This is a genomic window from Paraburkholderia caledonica (genome assembly GCF_000383275.1).
Taxonomy (GTDB): Bacteria; Pseudomonadota; Gammaproteobacteria; order Burkholderiales; family Burkholderiaceae; genus Paraburkholderia; species Paraburkholderia caledonica.
Genome location: NZ_KB911035.1, coordinates 42921 through 58999 on the forward strand (window position 1 = coordinate 42921; position 16079 = coordinate 58999).

17 protein-coding genes are annotated in these 16079 nt (G+C 63.4%); 12 read left to right on the top strand and 5 right to left on the bottom strand.

The window, feature by feature from the left end:
• Positions 1-14: 14 nt before the first annotated feature.
• Entirely contained in the window at positions 15-1148 is a 1134-nt protein-coding gene (locus H281_RS0106265) for an acyl-CoA dehydrogenase family protein (RefSeq protein ID WP_020066227.1), read from the bottom strand.
• Between the two features lie 211 nt (positions 1149-1359).
• Between H281_RS0106265 and H281_RS0106270 the strand changes: the two genes are divergently transcribed.
• The 5 genes from H281_RS0106270 to H281_RS0106290 all read left to right on the top strand — a co-directional run bounded on the left by H281_RS0106270 (position 1360) and on the right by H281_RS0106290 (position 6922).
• The gene (locus tag H281_RS0106270) at positions 1360-2397 is read left to right on the top strand and encodes an AraC family transcriptional regulator (protein ID WP_020066228.1); all 1038 of its coding nucleotides are present in this window, start codon (positions 1360-1362) and stop codon (positions 2395-2397) included.
• An 81-nt stretch (positions 2398-2478) separates the two neighbouring features.
• Complete coding sequence (locus tag H281_RS0106275) at positions 2479-4194, top strand: NfeD family protein (protein WP_020066229.1); 1716 nt, start codon at positions 2479-2481, stop codon at positions 4192-4194.
• 49 nt (positions 4195-4243) lie between these two features.
• Positions 4244-5017, top strand: a complete 774-nt coding sequence (locus tag H281_RS0106280) for a slipin family protein (RefSeq protein WP_020066230.1) — start codon at positions 4244-4246, stop codon at positions 5015-5017.
• Between the two features lie 120 nt (positions 5018-5137).
• Positions 5138-5398 (top strand): DUF4148 domain-containing protein, encoded by a 261-nt coding sequence (locus tag H281_RS0106285; RefSeq protein WP_020066231.1) that lies wholly within the window; start codon positions 5138-5140, stop codon positions 5396-5398.
• A 222-nt stretch (positions 5399-5620) separates the two neighbouring features.
• On the top strand, positions 5621-6922 hold the full coding sequence (locus H281_RS0106290; RefSeq protein ID WP_020066232.1) for an NCS2 family permease: 1302 nt from the start codon (positions 5621-5623) through the stop codon (positions 6920-6922).
• 30 nt (positions 6923-6952) lie between these two features.
• Here the strand turns inward: H281_RS0106290 and H281_RS0106295 are convergent, their stop codons facing one another.
• Positions 6953-7243, bottom strand: coding sequence for a DUF1488 family protein (locus H281_RS0106295; RefSeq protein WP_025597272.1), 291 nt, complete (start codon positions 7241-7243; stop codon positions 6953-6955).
• Between the two features lie 397 nt (positions 7244-7640).
• Here H281_RS0106295 and H281_RS0106300 point away from each other — a divergent pair, with 397 nt between their 5' ends.
• Together H281_RS0106300 and H281_RS0106305 are read left to right on the top strand one after the other, a co-directional pair.
• Positions 7641-9617 (top strand): sigma-54-dependent Fis family transcriptional regulator, encoded by a 1977-nt coding sequence (locus tag H281_RS0106300; RefSeq protein ID WP_020066234.1) that lies wholly within the window; start codon positions 7641-7643, stop codon positions 9615-9617.
• 244 nt (positions 9618-9861) lie between these two features.
• Entirely contained in the window at positions 9862-10173 is a 312-nt protein-coding gene (locus H281_RS0106305; RefSeq protein WP_020066235.1) for a 2Fe-2S iron-sulfur cluster-binding protein, read from the top strand.
• 49 nt (positions 10174-10222) lie between these two features.
• Here H281_RS0106305 and H281_RS0106310 read toward each other — a convergent pair whose 3' ends face one another.
• Both H281_RS0106310 and H281_RS0106315 read right to left on the bottom strand, forming a co-directional pair.
• On the bottom strand, positions 10223-10426 hold the full coding sequence (locus tag H281_RS0106310; RefSeq protein ID WP_020066236.1) for a DUF1653 domain-containing protein: 204 nt from the start codon (positions 10424-10426) through the stop codon (positions 10223-10225).
• 29 nt (positions 10427-10455) lie between these two features.
• A complete protein-coding gene (locus tag H281_RS0106315; RefSeq protein WP_020066237.1) occupies positions 10456-11100 on the bottom strand; it encodes a helix-turn-helix transcriptional regulator in 645 nt (214 codons plus the stop codon).
• 197 nt (positions 11101-11297) lie between these two features.
• On the opposite strand from H281_RS0106315, the gene H281_RS0106325 reads away from it, so the two are divergent.
• The 5 genes from H281_RS0106325 (at position 11298) to H281_RS0106345 (ending at position 14885) form a co-directional block, all read left to right on the top strand.
• The gene (locus H281_RS0106325; RefSeq protein ID WP_020066239.1) at positions 11298-11516 is read left to right on the top strand and encodes a hypothetical protein; all 219 of its coding nucleotides are present in this window, start codon (positions 11298-11300) and stop codon (positions 11514-11516) included.
• Between the two features lie 532 nt (positions 11517-12048).
• On the top strand, positions 12049-12330 hold the full coding sequence (locus tag H281_RS0106330; protein ID WP_027775843.1) for a hypothetical protein: 282 nt from the start codon (positions 12049-12051) through the stop codon (positions 12328-12330).
• Positions 12331-12493: 163 nt separating this feature from the next.
• Positions 12494-12769 (top strand): translation initiation factor IF-1, encoded by a 276-nt coding sequence (gene infA, locus H281_RS0106335; RefSeq protein WP_013343004.1) that lies wholly within the window; start codon positions 12494-12496, stop codon positions 12767-12769.
• A gap of 382 nt (positions 12770-13151) precedes the next feature.
• Positions 13152-13727: an ANTAR domain-containing response regulator gene (locus tag H281_RS0106340; RefSeq protein ID WP_020066242.1), complete on the top strand. Its 576-nt coding sequence runs from the start codon at positions 13152-13154 to the stop codon at positions 13725-13727.
• A 9-nt stretch (positions 13728-13736) separates the two neighbouring features.
• Entirely contained in the window at positions 13737-14885 is a 1149-nt protein-coding gene (locus H281_RS0106345; protein WP_027804345.1) for a CmpA/NrtA family ABC transporter substrate-binding protein, read from the top strand.
• Positions 14886-15036: 151 nt separating this feature from the next.
• On the opposite strand, the gene rhaS is transcribed toward H281_RS0106345, so the two are convergent.
• Positions 15037-16044, bottom strand: a complete 1008-nt coding sequence (gene rhaS, locus H281_RS0106350) for a rhamnose ABC transporter substrate-binding protein (RefSeq protein WP_020066244.1) — start codon at positions 16042-16044, stop codon at positions 15037-15039.
• Between the last annotated feature and the right edge of the window lie 35 nt (positions 16045-16079).

Here is a 16079-nt window from a genome sequence, read left to right on the forward strand (position 1 = left end):
CGTTCGCGCAGCGTTCAAACGTGACGCGCGATCACCATGCGCTGCACTTCGCTGGTGCCTTCATAAATCTGCGTGATGCGAGCGTCGCGGTAGTGGCGTTCCACCGCGTAATCCTCCAGATAGCCATAGCCGCCGTGAATCTGGATCGCGTTCGAGCAGACCTCTTCGGCGACCTCGGACGCGAACAGTTTCGCCTGCGATGCCTCCGACAAGCACGGCTCGCCGGCCGAGCGCAGGCGCGCCGCGTGATGCACGAGCAGACGCGCGGCGTTCAGGCGCGTGGCCATGTCGGCAAGCATGTTCGCGATGGTCTGGTGGTCTTTCAGCGCCTTGCCGAATTGCATGCGCTCGCTCGCATAGGCCCGCGCGGCGTCGAACGCGGCTCGCGCAATACCCACGGCTTGCGCCGCGATGCCGATGCGCCCGCCTTCGAGATTCGACAGCGCGATGCGCAAGCCCTCGCCCGGTTCGCCGAGCAGATTCGCATCAGGCACCGCGCAGTCGTCGAGTGAAATCGGACACGTGTCGGAGGCGCGAATGCCGAGCTTGTGTTCCGGCTTGCCGACGTTGAATCCCGGCGTATCCGTTGGCACGATGAACGCCGACAGGCCACGCTTGCCGCGGTCGGGATCCGTGACCGCGAACACGATCGCGATGTCGGCTCGCGCGCCGTTGGTCACGAACTGCTTGCTGCCGTTGAGTATCCATTTGCCGTCGCAGAGCACCGCACGCGTGCGCAGATTGTTCGCTTCAGAGCCCGCCTGCGGCTCGGTCAGGCAGAACGCGCCTATGCGCCGTCCGGTCGCGAGGTCGTGCAAATAGCGGTCTTTTTGCGCGTCGCTGCCGAAGTTCAGGATCGGCCCGCAGCCGACCGAGTTGTGCACGCTCATCAGCGTCGCGCATGCGGCGCAGCCCGCGGCGATTTCCTCCAGGGCGAGCGCGTAGGCCACGTAGTCGGTGTACGAGCCGCCCCACTGCGACGGCACGATCATGCCGAGAAACCCCAGATCGCCCATTTGCCTGACCACGTCCGCCGGCAGTTGGGCGTCGCGATCCCACTGGGCAGCGTTCGGCGCGAGGCGCTCGGTCGCAAAGTCGCGCGCGGCGTCGCGGATCATGCGTTGTTCTTCGGTGTAGAAGCTGTCCATGGGTCCGAGTCCTTTGCTTGCGTTCGAGGCCAAGTGTAGGCAAGCGACTCGCCGGCTTCGATGCTCAGCCCGATCATTGTGTGTGAGCGCGTTTGCCATACTGGTACGATGCAGTACTGTCCGCGCGGCCTCTGTCTCGACCCGTGTCGAATCACCATAGGGAAAACGTTGAGCGCGATTGCCACTCTTCCACGCTTGCGAACAAACGCTGATGAAGACCGATAAAGGCACGATCTCCGTGAGTCTCGTCGAGGAAACACTCGCGCTTGCCAGGGCACGCGGTTTCGACGCGCTCCCGCTCGCCGAAGCGGCCGGCATCGCCGCACCCATGCTGGCGTCGCCGAAAAGCCGCGTGTCGTCCGCGCAATACGGCGCGCTGTGGGCGGGCATAGCACGCGCGCTCGACGACGAGTTCTTCGGTCAGGACTCGCATCGCATGAAATGCGGCAGCTTTATCGCGATGACGCAGACGGCGCTCACGGCGCGCAACGGCGCGCAGGCGCTGGCGCGAGCGGTTGGCTTCATGCGGCTCGTGCTGGACGACCTGGGCGCGTGCATCGAGACGGACGCCCAGCGCGTGCGGCTGCGCTTCGTCGAACGCGAAGGCGCAAAGCTGCCGACGATGTTCGCTTACGCGACGTATTTCATCGTCGTCTACGGGCTCCTGTGCTGGCTCGTCGGACGCCGCATACCGTTGATCGAGGCGCGCTTTCGCTGCGCGGAACCTCCCGCTGCGCACGAGTACCGGCTCATGTTCTGCGACGACATGGCATTCGGGCAACCGGAGTCGTACGTGGATCTCTCACCGGTGTTCGCTGAGCTGCCCGTGATCCAGACGGCGAAGTCGGCCAAGCCGTTCCTGCGGGACGCGCCGGCAAGCTTCATCGTCAAATACCGTAATCCCGGCTCGTTCGCCGCGCGCGTTCGCAAGACGCTGCGCGCGCTGCCCATGATGAACTGGCCCGCGGCTGACGAGATGGCCGCGCGCCTGCACGTCGCCGAGGCGACGATGCGGCGGCGGCTGAAACAGGAGGGTCATACCTATCAGTCGATCAAGGACGACCTGCGGCGCGACATTGCAATCGGCGAACTGCAGCAATCCGGGCGCACGATCGCAGACATCGCCGCGTCGGTAGGCTTCGCCGAGCCGAGCGCATTTCATCGCGCATTCCGCAAATGGACAGGCATGCGGCCCACCGACTACAGGCCCGTGCGTGCGGACTTCACGCGGCGCCTGGAATCGGACTAAGCTGTATGCAGCAGGCCAGTCTTACTGGAGTGTCGGCCCGCGCCGGTCGATACTCGTCGACGGCGCGCGGCGCCCTTAGCGATGAGCACGTATCCGCGTCGCCCGTTCCGGCAATCCGGCGCGCATCGGCCGTTTATCCACGGCGGTGTTGGGCGCCGGCTCATGCGCGGCATGACCGCGCGCGGGATGCTTTTGACGTTCGTAATCGGGGTCGCGCTTGCGTGGGTGTCCGGCTTCCTGTTCGCGTCGCGCGAATACTCGTTGGCGCTCGCGGCCCAGGCGGCGCCGGTCACTACACAGGCCGCCACCGGGCATATGCTCAATAGCGTCGTCGTGATTCCGGTGAGCGGCGCGATCGGTCCGGCAAGCGCCGACTTCATTGTGCGCAGCCTGCAGCGCGCCGCCGACGACCACGCCCAGCTCGCGGTGCTGCAACTGGATACGCCGGGTGGGCTCGATACGTCCATGCGGCAGATCATCAAGGCAATACTCGGCTCGCCGGTGCCGGTCGCGACGTTCATCGCCCCGAGCGGCGCGCGGGCGGCGAGCGCGGGCACCTACATCGTCTATGCGAGCCACATTGCGGCGATGGCGCCGGGCACCAACCTCGGTGCGGCGACGCCGATCCAGATGGGCATTGGCGGCGCGGAGCCGCCAGGCCGCGACAAACCGGGACTGCCCGGCTTGCCCGGCACGGACGACCGGCAGCCGAAGGCGCCGGCCGGTCCAGCGGGCGCTGCTTCCGGCACTGCATCCGCCGGCGCTTCGGGCAACGCTTCGCGCGGCGCGGCAAGTGACGCCGCCACCGGCGCCGCAAGCGCGCTCCCGCTCGACACTCAATCGACAGAACTGCGCAAGCAGGTCCACGACGCCGCTGCCTACATCCGCGGCCTCGCGCAAATGCGCGGTCGCAACGCCGATTGGGCCGAACGTGCGGTGCGCGAAGCGGTAAGCCTGAGCGCAAGCGACGCGCTCGCGCAACATGTCGTGGATCTGACCGCGCGCGACGTGCCGGATCTGCTGCGCCAGCTCAATGGCCGCACGGTCACGACGACCACCGGCAACGTCAAGCTCGCGACAGCCCAGGCCCCCGTCGTGATGCTCGAGGCCGACTGGCGCAGCCATTTTCTCGCGGTGATCACCGATCCGAACGTCGCGCTGATGCTGCTGATGCTGGGCATGTACGGCCTCTTCTTCGAGTTTGCCAATCCTGGCTTCGTGCTGCCGGGCGTGGTCGGCGCAATCAGCTTGCTGATCGGCCTGTTTGCCATGCAGATGCTGCCGGTCAGCTACGTCGGCCTCGGTTTGATCTTTCTCGGCATTGCGTTTCTGATCGGCGAGGCATTCCTGCCGACGTTCGGTTCGCTTGGCTTCGGCGGGATCGTCGCGTTCGTGATCGGCGCGTTGATGTTGATGGACACCGATGTGCCCGGTTATGGCATCCCGTTGCCGATGATCGCCGCCGTCGTCGTATTCAGCGTGCTGTTCGTGCTCGGCGTGTCGAGGCTCGCGCTGCGCGCGCGGCGCAGGCCGGTCGTGACCGGTTCGGAAGGGTTGATCGGCAGCGTGGGCGTGGTGCTCGAAGGCGGTCTGCCTGTTGGCACCACCGCGGCCAATGGCATGGCCGCCGGCTGGGCGCAGGTCAAGGGCGAGCGCTGGCAGGTGTCGAGCGCGGTTCCCGTCGCGGCGGGCCAGGCGGTGCGGGTTACCGCGCGCAATGGGCTGACGCTAACGGTTGTGCCCGTGGCGCCCGTTGAGGGAATGGTGGAGCAAAGGGTGCGCGTGGGATCGGGGTGATGGGCTGAAGCGGTAACTCTGGTCCACCGCTCTGCATGGGAGACAGTTCATGATTGGGTTCACTTTTGGTTTCTCCAGCATTCTGATCCTGATGGCGGCCGCGCTCATCGCTTCGTCAATCAGGATCTTTCGCGAGTACGAGCGCGGCGTCGTGTTCATGCTCGGGCGCTTCTGGAAGGTCAAGGGGCCGGGGCTCGTGCTTATCATTCCGGTCGTGCAGCAGGCTGTGCGCATGGATCTGCGCACCGTCGTTTTCGACGTGCCGCCGCAGGATGTCATCACGCGCGACAACGTCTCGGTGAAGGTCAACGCCGTCGTGTACTTTCGCGTCGTCGATCCGGAAAAAGCTGTGATTCAGGTGGCGCGCTATTTCGAGGCGACCAGCCAGCTATCGCAAACCACGCTACGCGCAGTGCTCGGCAAACACGAACTCGATGAACTGCTCGCGGACCGCGAGCAACTGAACGCCGACATCCAGAAAGTGCTCGACGCGCAGACCGATGCGTGGGGCATCAAGGTCGCGATCGTCGAAATCAAACATGTCGATATCAACGAAACCATGATCCGCGCGATTGCCCGTCAGGCCGAAGCGGAGCGCGAACGGCGCGCCAAGGTGATTCACGCGGAAGGTGAATTGCAGGCGTCGCAGCAACTGCTGCAAGCGGCGCAGACGCTCGCGCGCGAGCCGCAGGCGATGCAGTTGCGCTATCTGCAAACCCTCACGACGATTGCCGCCGACAAGAACTCGACCATCGTTTTCCCGTTACCGGTCGATCTGCTGAATGCGGTGGTCGAGCGTCTCACCAGACCGCCGCCGCCTTGATCCCGCACCCTGCTTTCGCTCACCGGACGAAACGGTGCATTGTCTCCCAACGCCTTACTCCGGATACCTGCGAAATCTAAAATGTTTGAATCGTCTATCACCGCTCCCAGGGAGCCTGTCATGAAAGTGTTCTTTCGATTTGTACTCGGCGCGCTATTGGCCGCCGCCAGCATGAGCGCCGCGTTTGCGCAGTCGTCAGCACGGCCTTACGACCCCTCCGCGCCGAAGACGCGCGCCGAGGTCAAGGCCGATCTGGTCGAGTGGCTCGCCGCCGGCTACGACCCGCTCGACTGGATCGATTACCCGTACAACGCGCAGCGCGCCGCGAGCATCGTCGCCGAACGGCGCTCGCAGCAGCCGGCGCCGAGCGTCACGCAATAAGCGCCTTGCTGCCGAACGGCAGGCTGCGCTGCCCGCACCCGCGATTGCAACGGTCGCGAGCGGCGGGTGGCTCGAACGCGGTCTGCCGTTCTTCGCTTGAATCCGGCTTCGGCCATCTCGGCCATCTCCGGCCATCTCGGCGCGACATCGTAAATTCGCTTGCGGCTCCGGCGGGGGCGCTGGCAAGGTATCATCTCGCCCCTACGACGAGAGACCCGCCATATGGATTCCATAAAACGCTACTTTGGCCTCGACGCGGCCGGCACGAACCTGCGCACGGAAGTGCTGGCCGGCCTGACGACTTTTCTGACCATGGCTTACATCATCTTCGTCAACCCGGCAATTCTGGGTGACGCAGGGATGCCGAAAGACGCCGTGTTCGTTGCGACCTGTCTGGTCGCGGCGCTGGCCTCGCTGATCATGGGCCTTTATGCGAACTACCCCATAGCGCTCGCGCCCGGCATGGGTCTGAATGCGTACTTCGCGTACACCGTGGTCAAGGGCATGGGTTTCACGTGGCAAGCCGCGCTCGGCGCAGTGTTCATTTCCGGTTGCCTGTTCCTCGTGGTCACGCTGTTTCGCGTGCGCGAAGTGATCGTCACCGGAATTCCGCACTCCATACGCATTGCGATTACCGGCGGCATCGGCCTCTTTCTCGCGATCATTTCGCTGAAGACGGCCGGCGTAGTGGTCGGCAATCCGGCCACGCTCGTCACGCTTGGCGATCTGCATAACCCGCATGTGGTGCTCGCGGTCATCGGCTTCTTCGCCATCGTTACGCTCGACTACCTACGCGTGCGCGGCGCAATTCTGATCGGCATTGTCGGCGTGACGGTGCTGAGCTTTTTCTTCGGCGGCAACCAGTTTCACGGCATCGTCTCGGCGCCGCCGTCGATTTCGCCGACACTGTTTCAACTCGACATTCGCGGCGCATTGTCTACGGGCGTGCTGAACGTAATTCTGGTGTTCTTCCTCGTCGAACTGTTCGATGCAACCGGCACGCTGATGGGCGTGGCCAATCGCGCGGGCTTGCTGGTGGAGGGCAAGATGCACCGCCTGAACCGCGCGCTGCTCGCTGACAGCACTGCCATTCTGGCCGGCTCGATGCTGGGCACATCGTCCACCACTGCTTACATCGAGAGCGCGTCGGGCGTCCAGGCAGGCGGGCGCACCGGCATCACCGCGATTACCGTGGCCGTGCTGTTCCTCGCGGCGCTGTTTTTCGCGCCGCTCGCGGGCGTGGTGCCCGGTTACGCGACGGCGCCGGCGCTGCTCTACGTGTCGTGCCTGATGCTGCGCGAAATGGTTGACCTGCCGTGGGACGACGCAACCGAAGTCGTACCGGCCGCGCTCACCGCATTGCTGATGCCGTTCACCTACTCCATCGCCAATGGCGTGGCGTTCGGTTTCATCTCGTATGCGGGGCTGAAGCTGCTCACGGGCCGCGCGCGACAGGTGAAGCTGGTGGTGTGGATCATCGCCGCGATTTTTCTGTTCCGCTACTTCTATCTAGGCAGCGAGTAAGCGCACACCGGGCCCGGCGTGCCGCTCTCCTCAGGCACGCCAGTTCGCTTCATAAAAGCGCACATAGCCGCTTCGCAGCACGACGCACTGCGCGCTCGTTTCCGACAGGAGGCGCCGCGTGGCTGCTTCGATTCGCTCACGGTGCGTGTCGAATGCGCCGACCATGTCTTCGAGACGCGGTGAGGCGGCGCCAAAATGATCTTCCAGCGCTTCCGCGGTGATCATGCACTCGACCCTCTGCCCATCGACCAGCGCCGGAAACGCCAGGGTGAGTTCGCGACCTGAATATTCAGGACTTTCGTTCGGGAAAAGTATCTGCATGGGAGTCACCTGGAAGTTGGGCACTGCGCATGATTCGCATGGGTGATGCGCACGCCGGTTGCAGCTGGTCGCGCCTTCAGCTTCTTCCTCCTTGTCTAATGCTGGCGACGCGGGCTCGTCATCCGTTGCATGCGGACGCAGTTCGCGCCCCGCGAGGATGATTTGATTCACTTTAGACGAGTTCGCGCGCGGCGCGAGTTTTCCTTTTTGTTTGCCTGATCGCGGTGCGGGACGCGCACAGATTGTGCACGGTGCGTCGTGCCGCCGCGGTATTTTCCCTGCCGCGCACAAGCGTTGACGTCCTGTACTATCGGTGTTGGGCCGCAAGCGTGCATGCTGCGCTGCGGCATCGAAAGGCGGGCAATGTACCCGCCTGTCCGATTACCGGAGACATGCCTTGACCCATCGCACTGCAACGCCGCCCACCGTGGGTCGGCCCGACGTCATCGCGCAAGCTCACGCGCGCTCGGTCGAACTCGGGCTGCGCGCATCCGAAACGCCGGATTTTCATCCGCTGAACCGGCTTGCACTGCGCGAACTGGTGGATCGCAATCAGTCGCTTTATACGCACGCATTGCCGGTCATGGAAACGCTGCACGCGCAGATCGTCGATACGCAAAGCATGGTGCTGCTGACCGACAGCCGCGGCGTGATCCTGCACAGTCTCGGGGACAGCGACTTCGTCGAGAAGGCGAACCGTGTCGCGCTCTGTCCGGGTGTGTCGTGGGCGGAGGCCGATCGCGGCACGAATGCTATCGGCACTGCGCTCGTCGACGCGCAACCGACCGTCGTTCACGCAGATGAACACTTTCTGCACGCTAACCGTATTCTCACCTGTTCATGCGCGCCGATTGCGGATCCGTTCGGGCACACCATCGGCGCACTCGACGTCAGCGGCGACACACGCGGCTTTCACAAACACACGCTCGCGCTCGTGCGCATGTCCGCGCAGATGATCGAGAATCATCTGTTCTCCAATCAATTCGCCGATGCGGTCCGCGTGCACTTCCACGCGCGCGCCGAGTTCATCGGTACGCTCTTCGAAGGACTTGCCGCGTTCGGCGCGGACGGTACGTTTCTCTCGGCAAACAGGAGCGCGTTGTTCCAGTTCGGCCAGCCGCTCGCCGCTTTGCAGAGACAACCGTTCCACGCGCTTTTCGGCGTCCCATTCGCCCACGTGCTGCAGCAGATCGCGCGCGCGCCCGGTGAGAACACCGTGCTCACTTTGCCGAGCGGCGTGCGGGTCGTCGCGCGCGGCGAATATTCCGCGCAGCGTTATGTGACGCCGTCAATCGGCGAGACGGAAGGGTCGCGCGGCGTTGCGTCGAAAAGTGCGCGTGGTGTGCCGCATACCGCCGATCCGGCGCCGCTCGCTACGCTTGAAACGCTCGATACCGGCGACGCGAAAGTAGCCGCGATTCTGGCGCGCGTGGCCAAGGTTCGCGGTCGCGACATTCCGATCCTGATCCTCGGCAAAACGGGCACCGGCAAGGAGTGGCTCGCGCGCGCGATCCATCACGATTCGCCGCGGCGCGCGGCGCCGTTCGTCGCGTTGAATTGCGCATCGCTGCCCGATACGTTGATCGAAGCGGAATTGTTCGGCTATGAGGACGGCGCGTTCACCGGCGCTAAAAAGCGGGGCAGCGTCGGCAAGATCGTGCAGGCCGACGGCGGGACGCTGTTTCTCGATGAAATCGGCGATATGCCGCTCGCCCAGCAAGTGCGGCTGATGCGCGTGCTGCAGGAACGCACAGTACTGCCGCTCGGCGGTACTCGCGCGATTCCGGTGGATCTGCGGATCGTGTGCGCGACGCACCGCAATCTGCGCGCAATGATCGCAGAAGGCACCTTCCGCGAAGATCTGTACTACCGGATCAATGGACTCGTAGTGACCTTGCCCGCACTGCGCGAGCGCACGGATCTCGCCGCGCTGGTCGAGCGGATGCTCGAACTCCAGCCCGAGGCCGACGGCTTGCCGCGCCGCGTTTCCGCGGCGGTTCTCGAGCGCTTCATGCAATGCCGCTGGCCCGGCAATCTGCGGCAACTGGCCAATGTACTGCGCACCGCAAGCATCATGGCCGAGGGCACGGATCAGATCGAACTCGACGATTTACCCGAAGACTTTCTGCACGATTGCGACGACGAGGCGGCCGACGAGAACGCGCCGTCAACCCTTAAAGCCGTTGATGATGCGACGGGCGATGCAGGTAGCGCGCACTCACCTCAGCCTTCGCGAATGGACGACTGGCAAGCCGCGCTGATCGCGCAGACGCTGGCGCGCCTCGACGGCAACGTGTCGGCCGCGGCACGAGAACTGGGGCTCGCGCGCAATACGGTGTACCGGTATTTGCGGCGCGGTGGGGCGACTCATTAGGTGTTGTTGGTGCGGGGTTGTAGCTTAGTGCTCTCGCTGCGACTGTGTCACCGCGTGCCGCCAGCCGCGTGCTGCTAGTCGAGTGCTGCTCGTCGAGTGCTGCTCGTCGAGTGTTCGCCTCATAGGCTTCGCACTGCGGTCGGCAACCGCGTGGCGGCCGGTTCACGCCGCCGCCCGCCTATTGGCCCCGCGCATTCTCCATCCGCCGTGTAAAGTGTGACGCGTCCAGCAACACATTCACACGATGTCCGATCAAAACCGCCCGCCTCTCGTTCGCGTGGAGCCGCTCGGCTGCAGCTTCGAAGCACCCGATACACTGACGATTCTCGAAGCCGCCGGCTTTGCGAACCTGCGTCTGCCCCGCTCGTGCCGCAACGGTACTTGCCGAACATGTCTGTGCAAAATGACAGCAGGACGCGTGCGTTATACGATCGAATGGCCCGGACTCAGCCGTGAGGAAAAACAGGAAGGCTACATCTTGCCGTGCGTTGCGATCGCCGAAACGGACGTAGTGATTGAAGTACCGGAAGCGACAGAAGCCCCGCCATCACGCTAAACAGCGCGGCGAAAGTTCCCCCATGCGGGTGCGTCCGGTGGGCGCGCGTTCACTCTATCGCAGCAAAGCGCGGCACCTTCGCGCCCTCATGCTCCACTTGCTCGAAGAACACCGATGCCGGGCGCGTCCAGATCGTGCCGTTGGCCGCTCTGTAGACGATCATCGTGATAGCCGGATCCGACTCCAGCGTCGCCTCGCATATCAGTTCGTAAATACCGCCTTTGTAATGCCGGTAACGTGTGGTCTGCACCATTCAATTGTCCTTGTGAGAAAGCGCCAGATTCAGCCGCCCTCTTTCATCTGCTTCAGAATTTTATAGACGGTCGCGCGCCCCATCGTCAGCACGGCGGCTACGTAATTCGCCGAACTGCGTCCGCGAAACGCGCCCTGCGCATGCAGCGCCTCGACGATTTCACGCTTATGCTCGCGTGTGAGCGCGTTGATGCCGATTTGCCGCTCGCGCAGCCACGTGTGCAGGTAAGTGTTGATCCGGTCCTGCCAGTCGTCGCGAAAGAGGTCTTCGGCAGGTGCATCGGTCAGATTGCCACCGCGGATAAACAGATCGAGCGTGGAGCGCACGTCCTCGAACACCGCAATATTGAAGTTGATGCACAGCATGCCCGCAGGCTTGCCGTTGTCGTCGAACAGAATGTTGCTCACGCAACGCATGCGCCGGCCGTCCCAATTGAGCTTCTCGTATGGGCCGATGGTGCGGCCGCGCGCCGCATAGTGCACTTCGTCCAGCACCGAGGGGCCGCCTACTTCCAGCTTCGATAGATTATTCACGAGGTAGGCGATGGTCTGATCCCGCAAGTCGTGAATCACAACCTCCGCGCACGGGTAGAAAAGCGCAGCGATGCCGTCGGCGATGGGAGCGTAACGCTCGAGCAGCAGGTCTTTCACAGGAGACACGGTTGTCTGGCGCATTGAAAATGGCAGCGTTCGAGGGCGCTGTGTTGAAGGCGAATGATCAAAAATCGGGCAGTTCCAGCGATGTGCGGCCCGCCCGGCAACTCGCCATTGTAGCCACCCCCGCATGGCCGGCGGAGCGCGGCGAATTTTGTCCTCGTGGCAAGCGCTATTTTTTCGTGCGATAAAAGGCGATCTACTTCACGGAGCAGCAGATGGCAACGCTCGAAGCATTTCGCGCCGTGCTCGACGACAAGAGAACGCCGGAAATCATTCGCAACCACATCATCGATTCGCTGCAATACGCGCTGCGTAATCACGGACAGATTTTTACGTCGAAGGAAGTCGAATGGCTCGCCGCGTGGGACGACGCGCGCATTCCGCTCGCGGCCTCCCGCGAATTACAGAAGCGCATTGCCGAAACGTCCGGCTAACCGGCTTTTCTGGGCTTTCCTAGGCTTTCCCGGTCTTTTCCGCTCTTTCGGGCTTTCTGGCGTCCCGCCGGAAGCCCTTCGGGCGGGCGGTCTGTTCGTGCGGGGAACTTTTTGCTATCCAATTAGCCCTATTTAGTGCATCATATTGGAATAGTCGTATTCCGCATTTGCAGCACTGGCAGTCTCAACCCGGCATTTTTCGCGGCATCTCCGCAACACCCCCGACTGTTCGGCCGCCGCCCGCCGGCGATCCCGTCACTCCGGCAATGCGCCGCCTGCATTAGCCGTCGCGAGTTGTGCAGCTGTGTTGTTCAACGGGTTTCCGCTTCCCACCCGCTGTCCGCGCGACATCAGCGTGTTTTTTCTCCATCGAATCCGCGACTTTGCGCGGCGCGCTCAAGCCCTTCCCATTGGGCCTGTGCCAACCTTTTTCCATGGCGGCGCGCCTCAAGGTGCTGCGCTGCCCGGCCAGTCGTGCCGCGCGTAACACGCGTGACACACCGGCCACGTAATACAGGATACTTATATGCTTATGAACTCAGCAGTCAAGACGTACAAGGGTTATGAGATTCACCCGCTCGTCTATCCGCGCCGTCCGACAGACGGTCAGACGAGCCGCAATCCGGACGCAGGCTACGACGCGTCGGTGCGCATCTGCCGTGTCGGCGCCAATGCGGCGGCCGAGGGCCGTGTGTTCCGCCTGCAGTATTTGTTTCCGTTCGACGGCACGGGCAAGGCGCGCATTGCGTGCATGGCTCACGCCGAACAACTGATCGACGGCCGCGTGGACGGCCAGTCGGTCGCCGATCTTTGAGCGGCACGAGCCGCGGCAACACGCGCGGCACTAGTATCTGCGCATAAATCGGCGCATAAGCCGGTGCCGCAAGCGGCGGGCTCGAACCCGCCGGCAACCGTATCAGATGCAGCGCCGCCGCAAGGCGTCGCGCACCCCTTATCCCATCGACCAGGAGTTATGCATGGCGAAAGAAGAACTGCTTGAACTTGACGGTATCGTCGACGAAGTACTTCCGGACAGTCGTTACCGCGTGACGCTCGACAACGGCGTCGTAGTTGGCGCTTACGCGTCCGGACGCATGCGCAAGAACCATATTCGTATTCTCGCGGGCGACCGCGTGACGCTGGAACTGTCGGTCTACGACCTGACCAAAGGACGGATCAACTTCCGTCACAAAGACGAGCGCGCAGGCGGTGGCGGCGCTGCCCGTAGCAACTCGCAATTCCGTCGCCGTTAAGGCGAACGGCACGCGGCCCCGTTCGGGCTAGCTGGCGTGCCCTTGCAGCAACGTTGTTCGCGAAGCCTTTCGCGCGCCTTCTCCGGTTCGGCTCCAGTCGAATCTGAGCGGCGCGCAGCGGCGGCGCTTTATCTCATCAGTTCGTCGCGGCGATCGTTGCGATGTCAATCGCGCCTGATGCGCTCCTGCCGTTTGGCTGCACCCCACATGCTCGCTTCTTTTCGCGCCGCTTCGGTGCATGGCTCTTGCACGCCCTTTTGTGGTGCATGACTTCAGTCGTCAAGCTTGCGTTGAATCTCCGAGGAGCCCGCATACAAAGGCTTGGCGGTTAATGGCATAGACGTTGCTTGAATGATGGTCAGTCGTCGATTGCCACTACTCCATGCTGCGTGTTCTCCTCGTCACCGATACCGACAAGCCGATAGGCGACCTACGTGACGCGCTCGCCCGCCTCGGCTACGAGATGCTCGCCAGCACCGCGACGCCGCACGCGTTGCATAGCGTGGTTCAGAGTGAACGGCCGGACGTCATCATCATCGATACGGACTCGCCTTCGCGCGATACGCTCGAACAGCTCGCGGTGATGAACGCGACCGCGCCGCGCCCGGTCCTGATGTTCAGTCACGACGCCAACCAGCAGTTGATCCGCGACGCCGTCGGCGCGGGCGTGACCGCCTATCTCGTCGAAGGGCTGGCAACCGAACGGCTTGCGCCGATTCTCGAAGTCGCGCTTGCGCGGTTCGCGCAGGAATCGCAGCTGCGCGAACGCCTCGCGCAAGTCGAAAACGAACTTGCGGAGCGCAAGCTGATCGACCGCGCCAAACGCCTGCTGATGGATCAGCAGAAAATCACCGAGCACGCCGCCTACGCCACGCTGCGCAAACGCGCGATGAATCAGGGCGTCAAGCTCGCCGAGGTCGCGCGCGCGGTCGTCGCGTCGGCTGAATCGCTCAAGTGAAGCACGTCCATGAACACTCCCAGTCACCTCGCATCGTCAGCATCAGCGCCGTTGGAGAAGACCCACTTGCGGCTCGGCTTCGTGGCGCTCGCCGATGCCGCGCCGCTCGTCGCCGCGAAGCTGCTTGAATTCGGTCACGCGCACGGCCTCACGCTCGAACTGTCGCGCCAGCCTTCGTGGGCAGCCGTGCGCGACAAGCTGCTATCCGGCGATCTCGACGCGGCGCACACGCTCTACGGCCTCGTCTACGGAGTGCAACTCGGGCTGGGCGGTCCGCAAACCGACATGGCGGTGTTGATGGTACTCAACCGCAACGGCCAGGCGGTCACACTGTCGAGCCGTCTCGCGGATGCACTCGCCGAACATGGCAACTTGCCCAAGGCGCTCGCTACACTCGGACGCAAGCCGGTATTCGCGCAGACGTTCCCGACCGGTACGCACGCGATGTGGCTGTATTACTGGCTCGCTGCGCAAGGTGTGCACCCGTTGCGCGACATCGAAAGCGTGGTGATTCCGCCGCCGCAAATGGTCGCGGCGCTCGCGGAAGACAAGCTCGACGGCCTGTGTGTCGGCGAGCCGTGGAACGCGATGGCCGAAGCGGAAGGCGTCGGCAGAACGGTCGCGTATACGAGCGAAGTGTGGCCCGATCACCCAGAGAAAGTGCTCGCGTGCCGGCGCGATTTTGTGAGCGCGTATCCGAATACGGCGCGCGCGCTCGTACAGACGATGCTCGAAGCGTGCCGCTGGCTCGACGGCCCCGGTCATCGCACTGAGATCGCGCGGTGGCTTGCCCGGCCGGACTATATCGGCATCGACGAGGCCCTGATCGCGGCGCGCTTTGGCGACAAAATTCCGGCCTCCGTGCCGCGCGGTTTGCCAATGCGCTTCTTCGACAACGGCGAGGTGAACTACCCGCACGCATTCGAAGGCGCGTGGTTTCTGACGCAGTTCGAGCGCTGGGGCATGATCGACGCACGCAGCGATTACACGCAGATCGCGGAGAGCATCAACCAAACCCAGCTTTATCGCGAAGCCGCCGCGCAGGTCAAGGTGGCGGTGCCCGCGCAAGAGAACGCGCGAACGTTCATGGACGGCAAGGTGTGGGACAGCGCGACGCCGTCGGCTGATTTTGCGCGTGCATTCGAAGTTCGACGATAAGCTTGCGTGCCGGGCGCGGACTTCGATCCGGAGCAAGGTAAAGGCGATAGACGCGGATACTCAGGTCGGTGTCATCAAACAATGCGCGAGGCGCACCAGCGGTCTACCGCCCCGCTTCCTGCGCACCTCGCTCTCCGCCCCGAACGCCCCTTCAGAAATTAAACTTGTCGATATTGCTCGCATCGAACGTTGTCGGCGGTCCGAGAATGATCTCGCCTTGCGGACCGATGGTGCGCTTGCCGAGCTTGCCCGCATCGAACGATTCGCCTTCCTTGCCGTTGATCGTTCCCGACGCAAGCGCTGCCGCCGCGTAGCCGGCGAGATAGCCCAACTCGTTCGGGTCCCACAACTGGAATGCCTTGACCGTGCCGTTCTTCACGAACGCGCGCATCTGGTTCGGCGTGCCGAGGCCCGTTACCGCGACCTTGCCCTTGCTCGACGACGACGAGATGTAACGCGCCGCCGCCGCAATGCCGACCGTGGTGGGCGCGACAATCGCCTTCAGGTTCGGATATGCCTGCAGCAAACCCTGCGTTTCGACAAACGACTTCTGATCGTCGTCGTTGCCGTAAGCGATTTTCACCAGTTTGATCTTCGAGTACTCGGGCTTTTTCAACTCCTCCTGCATCCACTTGATCCACGTGTTCTGATTGGTCGCGTTCGGCGTCGCGGACAGCACCGCGAATTCGCCCTCGCCGCCCATCAGTTTCGACACGAGTTGAATCTGACCACGGCCGATGCCTTCCGCGTTCGCCTGATTCACGAACAGTTGACGACCCTCGGGTGCCGTGTCCGAATCGAAGGTGACGACCTTGATGCCTTGCGACATCGCCTTCTTCAGATAGGGCACGACCGCGTTGGCGTCGTTGGCGGCAATCACGATTGCATCCTGGCGCTGGGTGATCAGCGTGTTGATGTACTGCACCTGCGACGACGCCCCGGCATCCGACGGCCCTACCACCTTGCCCACGCCTCCGAACTCCTTGATTGCGGCAAGGCCGCCGTCGTCGGCAATCACTTCGTATGGGTTGTTGATCTGCTTCGGCACGAATGCGATCTTCAGGCCGTTTTTCAGGCCCGCGGCGGACGCCGCGCAACTGATCGCGAGCAACGCAACGCAGAGCGCCGCCGCGCCGGTGTGACGTAGTGGTTTGAACATGACGTGTCTCCTGCCGTGTAGTTGGACGTTGTACT

Bases quoted from the DNA above. Each gene is read 5' to 3' on its own strand.
- H281_RS0106295 (WP_025597272.1), bottom strand. From the start codon at position 7,243: ATGCAGATACTTTTCCCGAACGAAAGTCCTGAATATTCAGGTCGCGAA.
- H281_RS0106290 (WP_020066232.1), top strand. From the start codon at position 5,621: ATGGATTCCATAAAACGCTACTTTGGCCTCGACGCGGCCGGCACGAAC.
- H281_RS0106280 (WP_020066230.1), top strand. From the start codon at position 4,244: ATGATTGGGTTCACTTTTGGTTTCTCCAGCATTCTGATCCTGATGGCG.
- H281_RS0106285 (WP_020066231.1), top strand. From the start codon at position 5,138: ATGAAAGTGTTCTTTCGATTTGTACTCGGCGCGCTATTGGCCGCCGCC.
- H281_RS0106330 (WP_027775843.1), top strand. From the start codon at position 12,049: ATGAACTCAGCAGTCAAGACGTACAAGGGTTATGAGATTCACCCGCTC.
- H281_RS0106315 (WP_020066237.1), bottom strand. From the start codon at position 11,100: ATGCGCCAGACAACCGTGTCTCCTGTGAAAGACCTGCTGCTCGAGCGT.
- H281_RS0106265 (WP_020066227.1), bottom strand. From the start codon at position 1,148: ATGGACAGCTTCTACACCGAAGAACAACGCATGATCCGCGACGCCGCG.
- H281_RS0106305 (WP_020066235.1), top strand. From the start codon at position 9,862: ATGTCCGATCAAAACCGCCCGCCTCTCGTTCGCGTGGAGCCGCTCGGC.
- H281_RS0106310 (WP_020066236.1), bottom strand. From the start codon at position 10,426: ATGGTGCAGACCACACGTTACCGGCATTACAAAGGCGGTATTTACGAA.
- rhaS (WP_020066244.1), bottom strand. From the start codon at position 16,044: ATGTTCAAACCACTACGTCACACCGGCGCGGCGGCGCTCTGCGTTGCG.
- H281_RS0106270 (WP_020066228.1), top strand. From the start codon at position 1,360: ATGAAGACCGATAAAGGCACGATCTCCGTGAGTCTCGTCGAGGAAACA.
- infA (WP_013343004.1), top strand. From the start codon at position 12,494: ATGGCGAAAGAAGAACTGCTTGAACTTGACGGTATCGTCGACGAAGTA.
- H281_RS0106340 (WP_020066242.1), top strand. From the start codon at position 13,152: ATGCTGCGTGTTCTCCTCGTCACCGATACCGACAAGCCGATAGGCGAC.
- H281_RS0106275 (WP_020066229.1), top strand. From the start codon at position 2,479: ATGAGCACGTATCCGCGTCGCCCGTTCCGGCAATCCGGCGCGCATCGG.
- H281_RS0106325 (WP_020066239.1), top strand. From the start codon at position 11,298: ATGGCAACGCTCGAAGCATTTCGCGCCGTGCTCGACGACAAGAGAACG.
- H281_RS0106345 (WP_027804345.1), top strand. From the start codon at position 13,737: ATGAACACTCCCAGTCACCTCGCATCGTCAGCATCAGCGCCGTTGGAG.